This is a genomic window from Hydrogenophaga sp. (assembly GCF_018780385.1).
In the GTDB taxonomy this organism is placed as follows: domain Bacteria; phylum Pseudomonadota; class Gammaproteobacteria; order Burkholderiales; family Burkholderiaceae_C; genus Hydrogenophaga.
Map to the genome: position 1 here is coordinate 1 of NZ_JADMJO010000079.1, position 15,801 is coordinate 15,801.

At 61.0% G+C, this 15,801-nt stretch carries 21 protein-coding genes; 13 read left to right on the plus strand and 8 right to left on the minus strand.

Annotation, left to right across the window (positions count from 1 at the left end; all coding sequences use genetic code 11):
• Window positions 1-52: 52 nt before the first annotated feature.
• Window positions 53-388, minus strand: a complete 336-nt coding sequence (locus IV113_RS19800) for a type II toxin-antitoxin system RelE/ParE family toxin (RefSeq protein ID WP_291088558.1) — start codon at window positions 386-388, stop codon at window positions 53-55.
• Between the two features lie 225 nt (window positions 389-613).
• On the opposite strand from IV113_RS19800, the gene IV113_RS19805 reads away from it, so the two are divergent.
• The 8 genes from IV113_RS19805 to IV113_RS19840 all read left to right on the plus strand — a co-directional run bounded on the left by IV113_RS19805 (window position 614) and on the right by IV113_RS19840 (window position 6,032).
• Window positions 614-1,198, plus strand: coding sequence for a LexA family transcriptional regulator (locus IV113_RS19805; protein ID WP_291088560.1), 585 nt, complete (start codon window positions 614-616; stop codon window positions 1,196-1,198).
• Between the two features lie 132 nt (window positions 1,199-1,330).
• Complete coding sequence (locus tag IV113_RS19810; RefSeq protein WP_291088562.1) at window positions 1,331-1,669, plus strand: hypothetical protein; 339 nt, start codon at window positions 1,331-1,333, stop codon at window positions 1,667-1,669.
• Between the two features lie 17 nt (window positions 1,670-1,686).
• Entirely contained in the window at window positions 1,687-2,349 is a 663-nt protein-coding gene (locus IV113_RS19815; protein ID WP_291088564.1) for a hypothetical protein, read from the plus strand.
• 108 nt (window positions 2,350-2,457) lie between these two features.
• The gene (locus tag IV113_RS19820; RefSeq protein WP_291088566.1) at window positions 2,458-2,763 is read left to right on the plus strand and encodes a hypothetical protein; all 306 of its coding nucleotides are present in this window, start codon (window positions 2,458-2,460) and stop codon (window positions 2,761-2,763) included.
• Entirely contained in the window at window positions 2,757-3,458 is a 702-nt protein-coding gene (locus IV113_RS19825) for a hypothetical protein (protein ID WP_291088568.1), read from the plus strand. Before IV113_RS19820 ends, IV113_RS19825 begins: the two co-directional genes overlap by 7 nt.
• A gap of 2 nt (window positions 3,459-3,460) precedes the next feature.
• Window positions 3,461-4,699, plus strand: a complete 1,239-nt coding sequence (locus IV113_RS19830) for an IS1595 family transposase (RefSeq protein ID WP_291088570.1) — start codon at window positions 3,461-3,463, stop codon at window positions 4,697-4,699.
• Window positions 4,700-4,794: 95 nt separating this feature from the next.
• The gene (locus tag IV113_RS19835; RefSeq protein WP_363318645.1) at window positions 4,795-5,319 is read left to right on the plus strand and encodes an HAD domain-containing protein; all 525 of its coding nucleotides are present in this window, start codon (window positions 4,795-4,797) and stop codon (window positions 5,317-5,319) included.
• Window positions 5,320-5,543: 224 nt separating this feature from the next.
• The gene (locus IV113_RS19840; protein ID WP_291088573.1) at window positions 5,544-6,032 is read left to right on the plus strand and encodes a hypothetical protein; all 489 of its coding nucleotides are present in this window, start codon (window positions 5,544-5,546) and stop codon (window positions 6,030-6,032) included.
• A 51-nt stretch (window positions 6,033-6,083) separates the two neighbouring features.
• On the opposite strand, the gene IV113_RS19845 is transcribed toward IV113_RS19840, so the two are convergent.
• Together IV113_RS19845 and IV113_RS19850 are read right to left on the minus strand one after the other, a co-directional pair.
• Window positions 6,084-6,404 carry a hypothetical protein gene (locus IV113_RS19845; RefSeq protein ID WP_291088575.1) on the minus strand — a complete coding sequence of 107 codons (321 nt, stop codon included), beginning with the start codon at window positions 6,402-6,404 and terminating at the stop codon, window positions 6,084-6,086.
• On the minus strand, window positions 6,404-6,976 hold the full coding sequence (locus IV113_RS19850) for a hypothetical protein (RefSeq protein ID WP_291088577.1): 573 nt from the start codon (window positions 6,974-6,976) through the stop codon (window positions 6,404-6,406). Before IV113_RS19850 ends, IV113_RS19845 begins: the two co-directional genes overlap by 1 nt.
• 281 nt (window positions 6,977-7,257) lie before the next feature.
• On the opposite strand from IV113_RS19850, the gene IV113_RS19855 reads away from it, so the two are divergent.
• Window positions 7,258-7,710 carry a hemerythrin domain-containing protein gene (locus IV113_RS19855; RefSeq protein WP_291088579.1) on the plus strand — a complete coding sequence of 151 codons (453 nt, stop codon included), beginning with the start codon at window positions 7,258-7,260 and terminating at the stop codon, window positions 7,708-7,710.
• A gap of 313 nt (window positions 7,711-8,023) precedes the next feature.
• Here the strand turns inward: IV113_RS19855 and IV113_RS26285 are convergent, their stop codons facing one another.
• From IV113_RS26285 to IV113_RS19880, 5 genes are all read right to left on the minus strand, one after another.
• Entirely contained in the window at window positions 8,024-8,545 is a 522-nt protein-coding gene (locus IV113_RS26285; RefSeq protein ID WP_363318646.1) for a M20/M25/M40 family metallo-hydrolase, read from the minus strand.
• A gap of 712 nt (window positions 8,546-9,257) precedes the next feature.
• Window positions 9,258-9,752, minus strand: coding sequence for a LysR substrate-binding domain-containing protein (locus IV113_RS19865; RefSeq protein WP_291088583.1), 495 nt, complete (start codon window positions 9,750-9,752; stop codon window positions 9,258-9,260).
• A 314-nt stretch (window positions 9,753-10,066) separates the two neighbouring features.
• Window positions 10,067-10,732 (minus strand): transmembrane anchor protein, encoded by a 666-nt coding sequence (locus IV113_RS19870; RefSeq protein ID WP_291088585.1) that lies wholly within the window; start codon window positions 10,730-10,732, stop codon window positions 10,067-10,069.
• 20 nt (window positions 10,733-10,752) lie between these two features.
• Entirely contained in the window at window positions 10,753-11,406 is a 654-nt protein-coding gene (locus IV113_RS19875) for a HupE/UreJ family protein (RefSeq protein WP_291088597.1), read from the minus strand.
• Window positions 11,407-11,558: 152 nt separating this feature from the next.
• Window positions 11,559-11,975, minus strand: a complete 417-nt coding sequence (locus IV113_RS19880) for a hypothetical protein (RefSeq protein ID WP_291088587.1) — start codon at window positions 11,973-11,975, stop codon at window positions 11,559-11,561.
• 66 nt (window positions 11,976-12,041) lie between these two features.
• Between IV113_RS19880 and IV113_RS19885 the strand changes: the two genes are divergently transcribed.
• The 4 genes from IV113_RS19885 to IV113_RS19900 all read left to right on the plus strand — a co-directional run bounded on the left by IV113_RS19885 (window position 12,042) and on the right by IV113_RS19900 (window position 15,447).
• The gene (locus IV113_RS19885; RefSeq protein ID WP_291088589.1) at window positions 12,042-12,320 is read left to right on the plus strand and encodes a metal-sensing transcriptional repressor; all 279 of its coding nucleotides are present in this window, start codon (window positions 12,042-12,044) and stop codon (window positions 12,318-12,320) included.
• Window positions 12,321-12,378: 58 nt separating this feature from the next.
• On the plus strand, window positions 12,379-13,704 hold the full coding sequence (locus IV113_RS19890) for an MFS transporter (RefSeq protein ID WP_291088591.1): 1,326 nt from the start codon (window positions 12,379-12,381) through the stop codon (window positions 13,702-13,704).
• 306 nt (window positions 13,705-14,010) lie between these two features.
• Window positions 14,011-14,754, plus strand: a complete 744-nt coding sequence (locus IV113_RS19895; protein WP_291088593.1) for a phosphatase PAP2 family protein — start codon at window positions 14,011-14,013, stop codon at window positions 14,752-14,754.
• Between the two features lie 318 nt (window positions 14,755-15,072).
• Window positions 15,073-15,447: a hypothetical protein gene (locus IV113_RS19900; RefSeq protein WP_291088595.1), complete on the plus strand. Its 375-nt coding sequence runs from the start codon at window positions 15,073-15,075 to the stop codon at window positions 15,445-15,447.
• Window positions 15,448-15,801: the final 354 nt, after the last annotated feature.

Sequence of the window (15,801 nt, forward strand, 5' to 3'; positions counted from 1 at the left end):
TCAGAGGAGCCGGAAATCTCTACTTCCGAGCGGTACTGAATCGGGTACAGGGTCAGGAGGAGCCGGAAATCTCTACTTCCGAGCGGTACTGAATCGGGTACAGGGTCACAACCACCACATCGGAAAAGTCGGTCCCTGGTTCGCTCTTCTCTCTACCGACAAGGAAGATGATGGCGGAAGCATGCTGCTTAGCCACGAGGGTACGAGTACCGCCGCTCTTGCCTTGACCCGCGAGAGCGATGCGCTTCTTGCACACTCCGTGACCGAGGTCCGCCTCGAAAATACCTTGCTCGATTTCCAAAGCGGCTTTGCATAGCAGTGCATCTGCAATCACCTTCTTCGCCCATCGGTCGAATGTCTTGGTTTTGAATACTCTCTTCTTGTGCATCGGTGTTGTCATAGTCTAGCACACAGTGCTACAGTTTTGGGGCCGAGTTGGTCCTGGCCAGTATAGGAAGCTCGCAGGTAGGCCTGAGCGTCGTCCCCATGGCGCACCGCTGATGGGCAAAGGCCGGGCGGGGCGCACCACCGCTTGAATACATACACATCTTGAATGCGTGGCTGTATGTGCGTACAGTCTTCTCATCGAACAAACGTTCAAGAAATGCAGCACATGACCAACACCCCCGACACGCGCCACCTGGCGGCCCTGCGGACCCACTGGAAGCGTCACAAGACCTTCCCGTCGATGGCCAAGCTCGCCGCCACGCTGGGCCTGTCGTCTTCGGGCTCGGTCTTCGCCGTCGTCGGGCGTCTCTCTGAGGCTGGATACCTGGAGCGCGTTGACGGGCGCGTTGCACCCACGCGCAAGTTCTTCAGCTACCCGGTGGTGGGCCGGGTCCGCGCCGGCCTCCCTCAGCTCGCGTCCCAAGAGACCTTCGAGGCCCTCAACATCGAGGACGTCCTGGTCCGCGACCCCAACCGCACTTCGTTCTGTCATGTGCGTGGCGACTCGATGCGCGATGCCGGCTTGCTCGATGGAGACGTGGTCGTCGTTGAAGCCAACGCACTGCCCAAGTCCGGCGACATCGTCGTCGCTGTGGTCGACGGCCAGACGACTGTCAAATACCTGCGCATGGACGCCAGTGGTGCCTGGCTCCTCGAGCCCGCCAACCCGGCGTACAGCGCCATCAAGCCCAACGACTCCCTGGAAATCCTGGGCGTGGTCGTGGGCTCCTTCAGAAGCTATCGGAGGTGACCCACTGAACACCTCCAGCACTGCGGCGTAAGCCGCCTTCTACCCCCACCAGTTCACGTGCCCGAAGTCGGGCGCGCGGACCTTCCTTTGCCCTCGATATGTGGCCACAGCGCCGCAGGGAGAAGTCTTGCCATGTCAGCCCCAACCTGGGTCCACGCACCCGTCCTTGAGCCTCCCGAGGTCTACCTCAGCGAGTGGAGCGCTTTTGTCAGTGGCTGGCCCGACGAGACGCATCCGCTCACCACCCACCTGGTGGGCTACCGCGCAGCGACAGGCAAATCACGCACGAGTTCTGCCGTGGTCCGTTTCGACATGCAACGACGCCGAGCGGTGACCAAGAGCCGCAAGGTCTATGAGCTGGTGGGGCCGCCCAACCGCGAGTCCGATGCCAGGTTCATGCGTATCCCGTGGCTGGTCATCAATGAATGCCGGTACGTGCGCGACGCCACGTCGGAATTTTTCAACAGCTGAACGCAAGAAAGAAGACCATGTTCATCATCACCCTCAGCGACACCCCCAATGAGCCCGGCCGCGTGCTTGGCGTACTCGGCCAGAGCGGCGAAGGCCCAGTCTGCGAATGCACGCTGGCCGTGCGCACCTTCGCGGGCAAATCCCGCACGCTGACCCTGCGCGACTACGCCCTAGGCGTCGAGCCGGTGTGCGCCCTGGTCGTGCGACTGCTGGCGCAGGTTCCGGCCGAGCAGCGTCCGGTCTCCGTGGGCAGCGTCAAGCATGCCAGCCTCAGCGTCTACCGAGGCCCCAGCATCCACGATTCCCGGCTGGTGGAGCACCTGGTAGCCCGGTGCAGCTCCGTGCTTCTGGATGTCGATGTCGCCGACGAGCTCGACGAGCGCTCCGCCACCCACATGGCTCGCGAGTACCGCTCAACCTTTGACCTGCTGGAGCACGCTGCGGCCACGCTGTGGTGGCCAGGTGAAGCCCCGCCGGCGCTGCGCCCGCTCACCGACGTACCGGTGCACGAAGGAGATGGCACTGGCTGGGTCTTGGAGCAAGACATTCCTGCATACGCCCGGCGGCGCTTGTTGCACCACCTCGGTGGTTTCAGGGGGCCCAACCCGTACGCCTACTTTGCGGACGACTGGCGCGAGTTCCTTGCCTCCCTCGGCGCGGCCCGCCTTGTGCGGCCGTGACTCCGGAATGCAAACGCCAAGGCCGGGAATGTATTTAGTAAATGTCAAAAGGATTTTCGCTTTCGCCACTTTGATGAAATACCCGCTGACCCGCTACTCCTAAATTCCATGCAAGTCCGAATCCGCCCCCTGCGCAAGCAGGGTGTCCTCATCACCCGCGAAGAGCTCTCGCGTCGCCCGCCGCACGTTGGACGCTTGCGCGTGGCCGAAGAGCGCGACCCTGCATTGGCGCGCCCGGTCCTGCGCGCCCAGTTGCTCGACAGCACCTCCGGCACCGAGACCGATGTGCTGCCGCAGCTCAACGATGCGCGGCTGCTGTGGGTGGACAAAGGAGAGATGCGGCTGCTCGGTACCGAGCGCCTGAAAGACGCCGAGTACGCCCAGACCTGGCTTGTGGAGCAGTCGCCATGCTGAAGGTGAGCATCCATGCAGGGCTACTGAACGAGCGAAAGCCCGAGAACGTGATGGCGTCGGTCGACATCGCGTATCAGAAGAAGGAGGCGCTGGCGGACTACTTGATTGCATCGACGGTGCGTCAGGAGGGCGAGCGCAAGCCGCAGGTGTTGACGAACTACCCGCGTTGGTCGGGAAGCCTTTGGGACCTCGCGGCGCGAGCCCTGGCACGGAGCATCTACGGCGAAGCCAAGGTGCCGCCCTCCGCCACGCCAGACAAGCGATGCGCCTACGCCACCCGGCTGTGCGCCGTCATCGAGCACCACACGAAGGATGAGCGGTCTCAGTTGCTCGGTCACGCAGAGCTGTGGCAGCAAGGCCCTGCACGCGGCGTCTACACCGTCGCGCTGGAAGAGGACATCCTGGGCAACCGTGAGGCCCGCTTCGAGTACGGTGCCAAGCGACTGGATGCGCTGGACCTCGTGATGCGAGGCCTGTGCTGGGCGCTGTTCCAGCAGGACACCCCGGGTCCGCGACCCCAGCTGATTCTGCCCACCTGCATCCGTGTGGCCGATGAGGACCGCTTCGACGTGGCGTCTCTGGCCGAGCCTGCACGCTCCGGTTTCGCGCGGTACCTGGCCGCCACACGTCCCACCGTGGCTCCAACCGAGTGGGCATCGGCCAAGGACTACGTGCAGTTCCTGATGGAGGCCTGAGGATGAGCGCTGCTGCCCCCGTCAACGACCCGAACATGCGCAAGCTGTTCCCCCTGCGCCAGCGCACCGGTACGGCGGCATTCCACCTGTCGCGCAACGCCGTGGGGATGGGCTTCGACGACCTGAACCTGCTCACGGAGCGCCAGGCCGTGATGCTGCTTGCCGATGCGCAATGGGGTTCGACAACCTACATGCCGTGCCCCCACTGCGGTACCTTGGACAAGCACTACTGGTCAGGCAAGGAGCGGCGATGGAAGTGCAAGTGCTGCGACAAGCGCTTCTCAGTCACGTCTGGCACACCGTACGCAGACCACAAGCTCCCGCTGACCAAGCTCATCAAGATGGTCTTCACGTGGATTAACGGCGCCAGCGGCAAACCAGCGCTGCAGCTGCGTCGCGACTGGAACGTGGCGTATCCGACCGCGTTCACGCTGGCGCACAAGCTCCGTGAGGGTTTGCTCCGTGGCTTCAACGTGGGCGTGCTCGCCGGCGTGCATGAGATGGATGGTGCCGACATGAACGGCCGTCGCTACCGGGAGAAGCGCAACCGCCCGCAAGGTGGCGGGGGTGGGCCAAAACCAACCGTGCCTGCGCACCTGCTCAAGCCCACGGTCGACCCGGAGACTGGCGAAATCATGGGGCCTCCCAAGCCACCGAAGTACGACAAGAAAGCACGCATGCCGCTGGACCGTCGGTTGCTTCTCGTCATCCGGCAGCGCAGCGTCTCAAAGGGCAAGGGCGCGGTGGCGACTCGCGTGGCGGTGGCGTTGAGTGAGTCGACCGCCACCGTGACGACGATGGCATCTCGTTTCGCTTCATCGGAGTCCGCAATCATGTCGGACGAGGACCCTTCGTATGCGTCGTTCTTCAAGCTGTTCGCAGAGCACAGGACGGTGAACCACAGCAAGGCCTTCAGCATGCCGGGTGGCGTGAGCAACAACCAGGCGGAGAGCTTCAACTGGCGGATGCGGCGCCTGGTCGAAGGCATCTATCTCGGCCCCTCGAACAAATACCTGGCCGACTACGCGGCCGAGGCTGCCTGGCGAGAGGACACGCGCAGGCTTTCCACGGGCAAAAAGCTTCGGCACATCCTGGGCGTGACGCTGCGAGTGGGGTTGTCGGAATGGTGGCGGGGATACACGCACGGCCACCACCGTGATGTCGAGCTGCTCGTTGAGGGCGAGCAGACGGCGAAGACGCGCGGTCGCAAGAAGGGGTGGAAGCCCAAGCCGCCTCGCTAGCGGGTACGGCAGCCACTACTCAAGGGGAACATGAAATGGTATCGAACTCGTCTACGCCATACGTGCCTGCATCAAAGCCTCGCAGTGCTGACGTCGTGCTGTACCTGGACCTGGATGGCGTCGTCCACCACGAAGCCGTGCTGTGGGACCCGCGACGGGGTATCTCGATGAGCCCAGTCATCGCGCCTGGCCGTGTGCTATTTGAATGGGTGCACTACCTCGAAGATGCGCTGGCTCCGTACCCGGCCGTTGCGCTTGTTCTAAGCAGCACGTGGTGCGTGCGGCCCGGCTACGCGAAGACGCTCAAACGGTTTCCTGGAGGCCTGCGGTCAAGGTTCATCGGTGGCACTTTCCACCGACGTGTGCATGGCGCAGACCCGTGGAACCACGCCGACTTTCAAGGGTCAGCGCGAGGCCTGCAGATTTGGGCGGACGTACAGCGGCGCAAGCCGCGCGCGTGGCTCGCGCTGGACGATGACCTCGACGGATGGCCAGAGTGGGCGCGAGACAACCTGGTGGCGTGCGACGGCCGGACGGGGTTGTCTGATACGAAGGTGCGCGCGGAGCTGTCCGAAAAACTTGGGCGCTGCGTGAAGGCGGTGGGCGGCGCGCAGCGATAGATGACGGAACGCACGTCAATAATCTAGGCGTCGAGCTCTTCATTGAAGTAGAGCAGGCGCTGGAAAGGTCGCCTGGCAACAAGAAGGGGTGGGAGGTGAAGCTGCAGAGGTAGTGTTGAAGCAGCGGCGCGGATGAGTCTTCGCTATACGAGAAAGGACGCTTTCAACACAACTTCACAATTTCTATGCTTTCAAAACTCAGCTCAATCCGATTCAACCCTCCTGTGAACGGAAAGGAAAACCTCGTGCCCGTGGTTATAGGGCTCACCTTGATGGCGTTCGTCATCCTGGGGCTCACGAGCTACGCAGCGCCAGACCTATTTAGTGCATCTGTCTCAACGGCAGACAGGGATGTTCGCCTTGGTTTAGCGCAGTTCACTGTCTTCACCTTCCTGTCGCAATTCGTCTTTGCCGCAGTTCTCGGATATGCAGCAGGAGCTCACGCCCCGGGAACAGTGAACGTCCTCAATCCAACTGGCAGCCTTGCCTTCGTCGGTTGGTTTGGATTCGGTTTCGCTGGAGGACTCTGGCTTCTTTCGTATGCCATCAGTTGTATGTTGCACATGATGCATGAGGACTGGCAGCCGCACCTCTCCGTGCTCAAGGCGGCACAAAACGACATGCAACGTGTTTTGCCCTGGATTTTCACCTCGGTTCCTTTTGCGGCTGCAATAGGCATCTTGACCGGACGATTCCAAAAAGACGTCGATTGATTCTTGGGCTTGCATTTCTGCAAGCCCATTTTTCGACCAGTTGAACCAGTTCTAGATGGTCGAGCGCCGCTTTTTGCGCTGAACCGGTGCATGGGTGCCGACTGCGCCTGGGTCCAGCTCCGGGTCAAACTGCCGAATCGTCTCGCACAGCGCCGCGCGCTCAGCCTCGAGTTGATGTATGCGGTCGGCAACCTGGGCCTTCTCTTCGTCAGTCAGTTCCCGAGGGCGACGGCGCCGCCCGTTCACAACCGACTCCGACACAGCCTCCGACCCCAGCTGCAGCCGCGCTAGCTCTTGGTTCACCGTGGACAGGCTCGTTGCCAGGTAAGTCAACGTCGTTTGCTTGCGGTAGCGCGTCCTGATGAGTGCCATCAGACAGACTCCGACACGCCTGCGTCCTGTGCAGATTGCGCAAGCTCGTGAAGAGCGCCCAGGCTCACTGCGTTGCGATTCACGAGGCCCCAGACGGCGAGCCCGTTGGACTTCAACCCGATTTGCCCCAGCCGCTCGAGCTTGCCAGCTTGGCGCAGATGCTTCAGCCTGCGCAGGACGCTGTCACGAATGCCGCGCATGTCTCGTAGTGAGAAGTCCTTTGAGAAGCTGGAGCTCGCCATAACTCTGTCGATAAACTCATTGGTGGTGACCCCCTTTGGATAAGCCTCTTCAAGGGTGGCCATGAGCAGCTTGGAAAGGCTGCCCCGCTTGCCGTAGCGCTCCCACGGGCGAATCGTGATGGGTGGGTCGGAGCCTTCGGGGAGCCGGACCTTCGAGGCGACCAGCTCTATGGATGCAATCCTTTTCTCGAGATTGGTCTCCTTTTGCCGCAAGGTCTCCAGGCGCTCGCGGACGCTCTCAAGCTGGCCTCGCAGAGCGGCCAATTCGTTTACGAGCCACTTGGCCTCTGGCGAGGCGCGACGGCGGACGCGGACGTAGTCGGCGCTCATGGTCGCGCGCCATCGACGTGGTACCGGCGTCGGGGGGCGTGGTCGGGAAAATTGTGGGACATGAGGCACTCCAAAGGGGACGGTACCCCAGTGAAGCGACCGCAGTAGCCCAAAAGCCAAGCGAAAAGGCCCCGAAGGGCCTTGTTAGTAACCGCTTAGGGCCATCAGCTTGATAACACCCTTTGGGGTGCCAGCTTCCCTATGCGCCGATGTCCTACACCGCCGATGCCAGGATGCGGCTAAGGTCGGGCCTGTTACCAGAAACCCCCACGGAGATCCACATGGACAACATCTACGAAGCCCTGAGGGAGAGTCACGAGGTGCAGCGCAAACTGTGCCGGCAACTGGTTCGCATCAAACTGGAAGACCCGCGCGCAAAGGACGCTTTCAAGGCACTGCGCATCGAACTGGCAGCTCATGCAGCCGCGGAAGAGCGGTTCCTGTATGCCCCCATCCTGCTGGATGACCTGGGCCTCAAGCCATCGCGGCACGCCTTGTCCGAACACCATGAGATTGACGAGTGCGTCGAAGCGTTGGGCGAAGCGCACGACGACCCGAAGGCTTGGCCCGAGCTTGCCAAAAAGCTGTCGCACGAGGTGCACCACCACCTCAAGGAAGAGGAGACCAAGTTCTTCCAGCTGTCGGGGAAAATCCTGAGCGATGCGCAAAAGAGCAGCTTGGCCGGCAAGTACCGGCGAGATCTGAAGCGCATGCGGACCGTGGTGGCGGGATGACGGTGATCACATGAGGCGCAGAAATGAAAAACGGGCCGTGAGGCCCGTTTTTGCTTGATCCCTGGCGGGAGGGCGTCGTTCACATCGTGCCCTGCAGCTCCCGGAAATACTCAGTTTTTAACCTGTCAGTTTTTGAAATACCACCAAGAATACCACCAGCTGATCGGGACTGAGTTCTTGCTGAAGGTCACACCTTTCTCGACCATCAGTGCCCAGCTGATGGGAGCCGATTTGGTCACAGCGTGTTGCGATCACACGTCAGGGTGGCAGGCCTTTAACAGCCGTTTGCGCACATGAAGGCCGTAGGTCCATTTCACGGTGTGCGTGGGCAGCGGTGGTCGTCTTCGAGTTGATGTCGAACAGGTGTAGTACGCAAGCGCCCCCACTGGTTAAATTGTGCTGCTGAATCAACAGACCGGGTTCTCCAGGCCCCAGGATGATGGTGGGCGGCATGCCTAAGCAGCGGTGTGAGTGCCGCGGCGTCAGTGGAGTAGCTGACGATAGCCGCTACCGTGAACGCGGCATCTCCGGCTTTCATGTCACTGGAACCCCGGCTGTACAACCGACCATCGACGATATGTCCGCCAAAGGGGTCGTGACTCCATGGCTTAGAGCCCAACGGCACCACGTCAACGTGGCCTGTAAAGCACAACAGCGCCTTGTCGGTGCGGCCGCCGATTCGAGCCACCAAGGTCTTTCTTCCTGGCGCGAACTCCACATGCCTGCAGTTGAAACCTGCACTGCTAAACGGATCGCTCAATGGTTCGAAGCATTTTTCTTCCAGCCCGGCTGGAGTGATGGTTTTGATGCGCACAAGCGCCTGAGCCAATTCCACAGAACCTAGGACGGACGGAACGTGAGTTTGACTTGTGATGTTTTAAGCGGAGTGGACTGCAGCGTTAGCCAACAACGCGGGATGCCGGCGGTTTCAGCAGCATTTGCTTGAACGACTCTGGCAAGGCAGTAGATTGACCGAGGCGCTTGGGCATACCTTGGACAAAGGGCAGTAATTGCTGCTTGGCCACTTCGAAAACACGACGCAGTTCAGTGACAGGTTCGCAATGCTCGTCTACCCACTGCACAAACAGCCCGAATGTAAGGCAGCAAACTCTTCAAACCTTCACGACGCAAAAACTTGCTCTCCCCGGGCGGACCATGTAAGCACTTTGAGTGGCCGCCGGGGCTGTTCCTCATCAAGGGAGTGCAGGACGTTGCTGTTGACCTGCACACAGGTCGGGTACGTGTGGCTTCTGCATCAAATGTTGCACCTTCTCACTTGATCGAGGCGCTGGCTGCGAGGCGATACGACAGCTCAGTGGTGACTCGCGCCGGCCCCTCAGCGTTGAAAGACGACTCGTCAACTCAGGAATGATGGTGTCGGTCAGTCACGAGGAAATGCCGACCACAGTGGCAGCTCGACTCCCATGATCTTCCGGTTTTGCGGAGTTCGTGCCAGCGTAATTGACGAGCTGTTGCTCGCGCCTTGTTGGATGGAACTTGCGCTTTTCGTGTGTTGCGTCAACAAGCTGCGTCGAAAGGCGTGATCTTCATGCAGCGTCACTATCACCAAGCCAACCGCAATAGCCCCTGCTTTGTGGAGGGCAGTAACCCCAGCTCTTTGGAAACAGCTCTCTGCGCGCTGCGGCGGTGATGGCGGCTACAGCAGGGTTAGAAATGCGCCGTTCGATAGAAATCGCGTGGTACTCTTCCATGAGTTCGTGGGTTGTGCCCAATCGCGCCACTTGGTATTGGTTTTCGATCTCGGACGCCAGGATAGCGGGACCTGCGAACACACCAAAGCCTTGACGCCCGAATGTCTTGGTCAGGGCACCATCGTCGAACTCTGCAACGATCCGAGATACCACGCCCATGTCGCCAAGCCACGCATCAATGCGGGGACGCAGCACAGAGTCAGCGTTCGGCATTAGCCAGTGCAGATTGCCCAGGCACTCTGAAAACCGCGAGCGAGCCTGACGCAATGTCAGCCCTTCACGTTGGAGCAGTTGGGGCGACACAAAAAAGCTGATCTGTCTTGTCCACAAGGTGTGTGAACGCCTTAACGCTCAGGCTAACCGGCATTGGAACGTCGGACACCACCAAGTCGAGCCGGTGGACTGCCAGCTCGGCCAGCAGTGCGGTTAGCTACCCGCACGTTGCGATCACTCATGGCTGTGCCCATGTCCGCCATTTTCGCGTGAGCCGAGCTTTTCGCATCCGGCGAGTGTGGCCAGGAAGCAGACCATCAGAAAGGCGCTGACAACAGTTTTGAGAGTTTTCATGTTGGTATTGAGCTGAGAAGATTTTCAGAGGGCATGTGTGCAACGGGCGCCGCAACGGTGGTCACAGCACCCTTCGTTCACATCATTTTTTTGATGTCGGTGTAGTCACCACGGGTGCGCAGGATCACCTTCACATTGGCTTGGCCCCGGTTACGCCAGTACCAGCCGTGATTGCCAGTGAACGCGGCTTCCAGCACGCCTGAGTCAGAGGAAACCGTACGGCCCTTTTCGTAACTGATCGACCTGCCCGGTGCATCACCGTGGGTGTCGAAGTTGACCTCACCGCCCTCGACCACCCACGAGTATTGGACCTTCGCGCCTTCAACCATCTTGAGCTTGATTTCCGTGCCTTCGCCCGGCGTCAGGGTGACGGGCATCTCGTCGCGCCACTCAATCTCGGGCGCGGCGGCAACGGCAACGGGTCCTGGTGCGGTTGCTGGAGTTGAAGGCTGAGCAGCGTTGGCAGTTGCCATGCCTGCGGCGGCCATCCCATCTGCCTGCACGGGAGCAGCAGGGGCCGCTGCAGCATCGGCCGCGGCCTCTGCCGCCAGCTGTTGCTTGATCTCGCCCATGTCGGTCATGCGCAAGACCCGGCCGATGCCGGTGGGGTCAATGCCGTATTCGGCCGGCAGCACGACGGCCACCAGGAGGACCACGGCCGAGACGGCGGCGAGGATGGTGGAGCGCAAGAGCTGTTTGGAAGAGGGCAGCTCGGCGCGGGTGGGGAAATCGCTGTTGTACATGTTGAAGGTTCCTTGGGTGTTCACGACACGAAGTAGCCGGTGAGCTGCATGCCCACCAGAATGAAGCCCGCGCTCATCATGGCGACGTTGGCGGTGTAGGCGTGGCGGATGAAACTGGACGTGCGACGCCAGTAGCTCATGCCGATGAGGATGACCGTCAGGGCCAGCAGTTGACCGATTTCCACACCCACGTTGAAGGCGAGAAGGTTGGGCACCAGGCCGTCGGGTGAGATCTCGTACTCAATGATCTTGGTGGCCAGACCAAAACCGTGGAACAGCCCAAACACCAGCGTTGCAACCTTGGTGTTGGGCTGGAACCCCAGCCAGCGCTGGAAAGCGCCGATGTTGTCCAACGCCTTGTAGAAGACGGAAAGACCGATGATCGCGTCGATCAGGTAGCTGTTGATCCCGACGTTGAAGTACACGCCCAGGATCATGGTGGTGGAGTGACCCAGCGCGAACAAGCTCACATAGATGCCGATGTGCTTGATGCGGTAGAGAAAGAAGATCACGCCGAACAAAAACAGGATGTGGTCGTAGCCCGTCATCATGTGTTTGGCGCCCAGGTACACAAAGGGCAGCAGGTTGACGCCCGAGATTTCCTGGATGTAGCCCTTGTCACCCTCGGTGACGGCGTGGGCGAAGGCCTCTGCCGTGCCCAGCAGAAGGCACATGAAGAAGGCAAAGAGCAAGAAGAGACGGGGATGCCCGATCGCCCATGGCGAACGCGGCAGCCTGTCGTGGACATGGCTGTGCATGAAGACTCCAATGGTCTTAAAGAAAAGGGGAGCGCGGCACGAAGCCGCACGAGAGCAGAAGAGCGGTCTCAGCCCATGGGCGGGCGTTCGAGCCGTGATGCCTCGACTATTTCAATCCACAGCCGCGCTTGCCCGATCCACACGGGAAGCTGCGGAACAGCCACATTCCATGTGATGGGCAGGGCGTGGGCTTTGTCGTGCGAGTGGTCTGCGCCGTGGTGAGGATGGTCGGCGCTGGTGCCGTGGCTGCCCATGACCCGCTCACTACTGCCGTCTTCGTGGGCATGACCGTGTGCGTGGTCGTGCCCTGTGTCCAGGCCTGTTGAATCGGCATGACTCGCTGATGCGATGGCCGCAATGCCATGAGAGTTCATGCCCCCCACCGACGAGATGACGGTTCCAAACAGGATCACCAGCAACACCAGCCACCGCATGCCCAGCGCTGCCCGGTCGGGGCGCGTGGAGCGGGTGAGACGTGTGGTCATGGACAGTGCGGTGTTCGGTGCTGGCAAGGGCGCTATGGTAACCTCCCCGAGGGGATACGATCAGCCATGACACAACCGCACACACACGCATCCCATCCCGCCATCATCAAGCGCCTTCGCCGGGCCAGCGGGCACCTGAGCAGCACCATCGAGATGGTGGTGCAGGGCCGCGACTGCCTCGATGTCGCGCAGCAGTTGCAGGCGGTGGAGAAGGCGATCCAGCAAGCCAAGAAAGCCTTGATCCAGGATCACCTGGACCATTGTCTTGAAGACCTCATGGGACCTTTGAAATCGGGGCAACGCCATTCCCTGGACGAGTTCAGGGAAATCACCCGTTACCTCTGAGTCCGTGGAGCCCAATGCTCCGAGCGCGTTAGCAACGAGAAGAACGGGAACAACAAACGTGCTGGACATCCTCTCCCACCGCACCTACCGCCACCTCTTTGCCGCGCAGGTGATCGCCCTGATCGGGACCGGGCTGGCCACGGTGGCGCTGGGCCTGCTGGCCTTTGAGCTTGCGGGTGACAACGCGGGCCTGGTGCTGGGCACGGCCCTGGCCATCAAGATGATGGCTTATGTGGGCGTGGCGCCGGTGGCTGCGGCAGTCGCTGATCGCCTGCCCCGGCGCACCCTGCTGGTCACGCTGGACCTGGTGCGCGCGGCGGTGGCGCTGCTGCTGCCGTTTGTCTCCCAGATATGGGAGGTGTACGTGTTGATCTTTGTGCTGCAGGCGGCCTCGGCCGCGTTCACGCCTACCTTCCAGGCCACCATTCCCGATGTGTTGCCGCTGGAGAAGGACTACACCAAAGCCCTGTCGCTCACTCGCCTGGCCTACGACATGGAGAGCCTGGTCAGCCCGATCCTGGCGGCGGCCTTGCTCACGGTGATCGGATTTCAAGATCTGTTTGCCGGCACGGTGGTGGGGTTCCTGGCGTCGGCCGCATTGGTGGTGTCGGTGGTTCTGCCGGAACATCCAGCGCCGCAGCGCCGCGGGATCTTCGACCGAACCACGCGCGGGCTGCGAATCTACCTGGCCACACCCCGGTTGCGTGGGTTGCTGGCCGTCAATGCGGCCGTGGCAGCGGCGGGCGCCATGGTGTTTGTCAACACGGTCGTCATCGTGCAGGCCAGGTTCGGCCTGACCCAGAGTGCAGTGGCCTGGGCTTTGGCCAGTTTCGGTGCGGGGTCCATGGTGGCTGCGCTGGTCTTGCCGCGCCTGCTGGAGAAGCTGGCAGACCGAAACGTGATGTTGGGCGGCATGGGGTTGGTGGTTGTGGGCATGTTCGCGGGCACCTGGGTGGTTGGACATGTCTCGCTGATGGCCTTGTGGTTCGTGCTCGGTCTGGGCTACTCCACCGCCCAGACACCCTCCGGGCGCTTGTTGCGGCGATCCTCGAACCCGGAGGATCGCCCAGCGCTGTTTGCCGCACAGTTCGCGCTGTCGCATGCCTGCTGGTTGTTGTTCTATCCCCTGGCCGGCTGGCTTGGCGCTCGCCATGGCATGCCTGTGAGCTTTGCGGTGCTGGGCGGTGCCGGCGCCTTGGCCGTTGGCGTTGCGTCGATGGTCTGGCCGCCCCGAGATCCGGACGTGATTGAGCATGACCACGCGGAACTGCCAGCCGGGCATGCCCATACCCACGGTGCGATCGTCACCGGCCATGGGGTGCGCCATGCGCACCCTTTCGTGGTCGATGACCACCACCCTCATTGGCCCAGCATGGGTCGCTGACACCGGGGGCCTGAAGCTGTGCTAGCCGCGTTGCCTTTTCACAGTAGCCGTCGGCGGACGGCAGCAGGCGCAGGCCACCCCCGTGGCAGCGGGCCCCACTCAGTGGTGAGTTCGATGCTGGATCGTTCAAGTTGACGATCCAGCTATGAACTTGGGTGTCAAGGCAACTGTGGACAGTGGGGCGAGTACACCCTCTGTATCAGCGTTATGGTGGGGGAGCCGTTTGGTTGAGCTGGACACACGTGGCGTGTGAAGGTCTGCAGCGGACTGCGACACCTTGCTCGACGCGCTTGGGGCACATGAAGAATGTTTTTCGACATTGCGTCAGATATTGTCAAACTCGGATTCTTTGCCGTGTGTGCGTACATGCTGGTGAATGCCTATGCGCGGCGCACACTGCCGCACTGGGCCAAGTTCCTGACGAAGTTTCGGCTCGACGTGATTGCAACGCTCTCGCTGGCGTTGGGTGGACTCAAGCTGATCGAGGATGTGGTCGCAAAAGAGTCTGGACCTGTTGATGAGGCAGTTCTGTGGTTCTTTCGAGACCATATACCCGCCTCGATGAACGGCTTCTTCGCGACGGCCACATTGAGTGGTTCAGCGAGATTCCTGATTCCGTTGACCGCCGTGTCCGTTGTTCTGTTGCTTGTTAACCGACGTCGCTACGAGGCCGTTCTCATTGGTGTGTCGGTGATCGTCGCTACGTTGACCGTCTGGATCATGAAGGCCATCGTCGGCCGAGCTCGACCCGAGTTGTGGGAGGCGCAGTGGTATTGGGGTTCAAGCTTTCCCAGCGGGCACACCCTCAGTACCGCAGCGTTTTCGACTGCCGCCGCGCTGTGCGCTGCTCGAATCTGGCCACGAACGGCGACTTTGGCGATGGCGCTCGCAGTTTTATGGACTGGCCTGATCGCTGTCTCGCGCCTGATACTGGGTGTGCATTGGCCATCTGACGTCCTTGCCGCGATCTGCTTTGGCGCGGTCATTCCCCTGCTGATCAACGTTGTCAGCGAGCTGCTTCTTGCCTCATCTCATGATCACGACCAATGATGTGGCTCTTGTTTCTGGCAAAAGGTTTGCACGATCCCTTGAGGACCTGATGCCGACCCCGCCGAAATCTGGTTGAAGGGCCTCAGCTCAACATGCCACCGACAGGCTTGTGTACGTAGTCGCACATACAGCGACGTCAGCGTGGCGTACCCTGACAAGCATGCAGCGAAGCTTCATCCAGTTCGCACGAGCGTCCCAAAGATCACCACCGAGCGCAGGACAAATTCAATTACTAGCAGATCGTGATTCTTTTGACGCAGATCAATCGACTTGCCGAGGGACGTGCCTACCCTGATCTCCAGGCAAGAGGCATTCACCATGAAATTCTCCACCGGCACACGGACGAAGCACATCACCACATGGGTGCTGCTGCTGGTGTGGTTGTTCGCGTTGGCTTCGGGCGTCGCCAACGCTTGCTTGCTTGAATTGCCTGCACGCCACATCTCGGTGGCTCAGGACGACCAGTCGAATGCTAGCAAGGAATCGTGCCTGAAGGTTTGTGATGAGGGAGCGCAAGCGCTGCCCAAGGCTTGCTCGATCGTTGACCACGTCGACCCAGGTTGGGCACCTTGGTTTGCGACCCTGTGGACGGGTTCGCCGCAAAACGCCTCGTCCCCTGGCCGTACGATCGAAGCGGCGGTACCCATCGTCGGTCTCCCCCTCAGGGTTCGCTACTCGCGACTCGCGCTGTAGCGCAACTGTGTTGTGTGGCCGCCAGCCATCGGGCTGTGAGGATCACCGTCCTCTCTTCTTCGGGTCTGTCGCCGCACCCGTGTGCGGAGGACCTCCCCTTTTAAAACAAATGCCTGCGCGCAGCGCTCCGCGCCGAGCCCTCGATGCGCTCTCTCCAACCCCCCATGAACCAGGAGTTCCCCATGAGTCCAGCACGCACCCGTCTCTTTTTCATTCACACCGTGGGAGCAATGTCATGAACCATCCCAAGGACAATACAGCCACGCAGCCTTCCTCTGGCTACGGTTTTCACTGTGTCTTGCCACCGCAGGCCTTCGCGCAGGGGGTTGCCCTGGTGACCGAAGCGCTCAAGGC

Bases quoted from the DNA above. Each gene is read 5' to 3' on its own strand.
- IV113_RS19800 (WP_291088558.1), bottom strand. From the start codon at position 388: ATGCACAAGAAGAGAGTATTCAAAACCAAGACATTCGACCGATGGGCG.
- IV113_RS19805 (WP_291088560.1), top strand. From the start codon at position 614: ATGACCAACACCCCCGACACGCGCCACCTGGCGGCCCTGCGGACCCAC.
- IV113_RS19810 (WP_291088562.1), top strand. From the start codon at position 1,331: ATGTCAGCCCCAACCTGGGTCCACGCACCCGTCCTTGAGCCTCCCGAG.
- IV113_RS19815 (WP_291088564.1), top strand. From the start codon at position 1,687: ATGTTCATCATCACCCTCAGCGACACCCCCAATGAGCCCGGCCGCGTG.
- IV113_RS19820 (WP_291088566.1), top strand. From the start codon at position 2,458: ATGCAAGTCCGAATCCGCCCCCTGCGCAAGCAGGGTGTCCTCATCACC.
- IV113_RS19825 (WP_291088568.1), top strand. From the start codon at position 2,757: ATGCTGAAGGTGAGCATCCATGCAGGGCTACTGAACGAGCGAAAGCCC.
- IV113_RS19830 (WP_291088570.1), top strand. From the start codon at position 3,461: ATGAGCGCTGCTGCCCCCGTCAACGACCCGAACATGCGCAAGCTGTTC.
- IV113_RS19845 (WP_291088575.1), bottom strand. From the start codon at position 6,404: ATGGCACTCATCAGGACGCGCTACCGCAAGCAAACGACGTTGACTTAC.
- IV113_RS19850 (WP_291088577.1), bottom strand. From the start codon at position 6,976: ATGAGCGCCGACTACGTCCGCGTCCGCCGTCGCGCCTCGCCAGAGGCC.
- IV113_RS19855 (WP_291088579.1), top strand. From the start codon at position 7,258: ATGGACAACATCTACGAAGCCCTGAGGGAGAGTCACGAGGTGCAGCGC.
- IV113_RS19870 (WP_291088585.1), bottom strand. From the start codon at position 10,732: ATGTACAACAGCGATTTCCCCACCCGCGCCGAGCTGCCCTCTTCCAAA.
- IV113_RS19875 (WP_291088597.1), bottom strand. From the start codon at position 11,406: ATGTGCCTTCTGCTGGGCACGGCAGAGGCCTTCGCCCACGCCGTCACC.
- IV113_RS19880 (WP_291088587.1), bottom strand. From the start codon at position 11,975: ATGACCACACGTCTCACCCGCTCCACGCGCCCCGACCGGGCAGCGCTG.
- IV113_RS19885 (WP_291088589.1), top strand. From the start codon at position 12,042: ATGACACAACCGCACACACACGCATCCCATCCCGCCATCATCAAGCGC.
- IV113_RS19895 (WP_291088593.1), top strand. From the start codon at position 14,011: ATGTTTTTCGACATTGCGTCAGATATTGTCAAACTCGGATTCTTTGCC.
- IV113_RS19900 (WP_291088595.1), top strand. From the start codon at position 15,073: ATGAAATTCTCCACCGGCACACGGACGAAGCACATCACCACATGGGTG.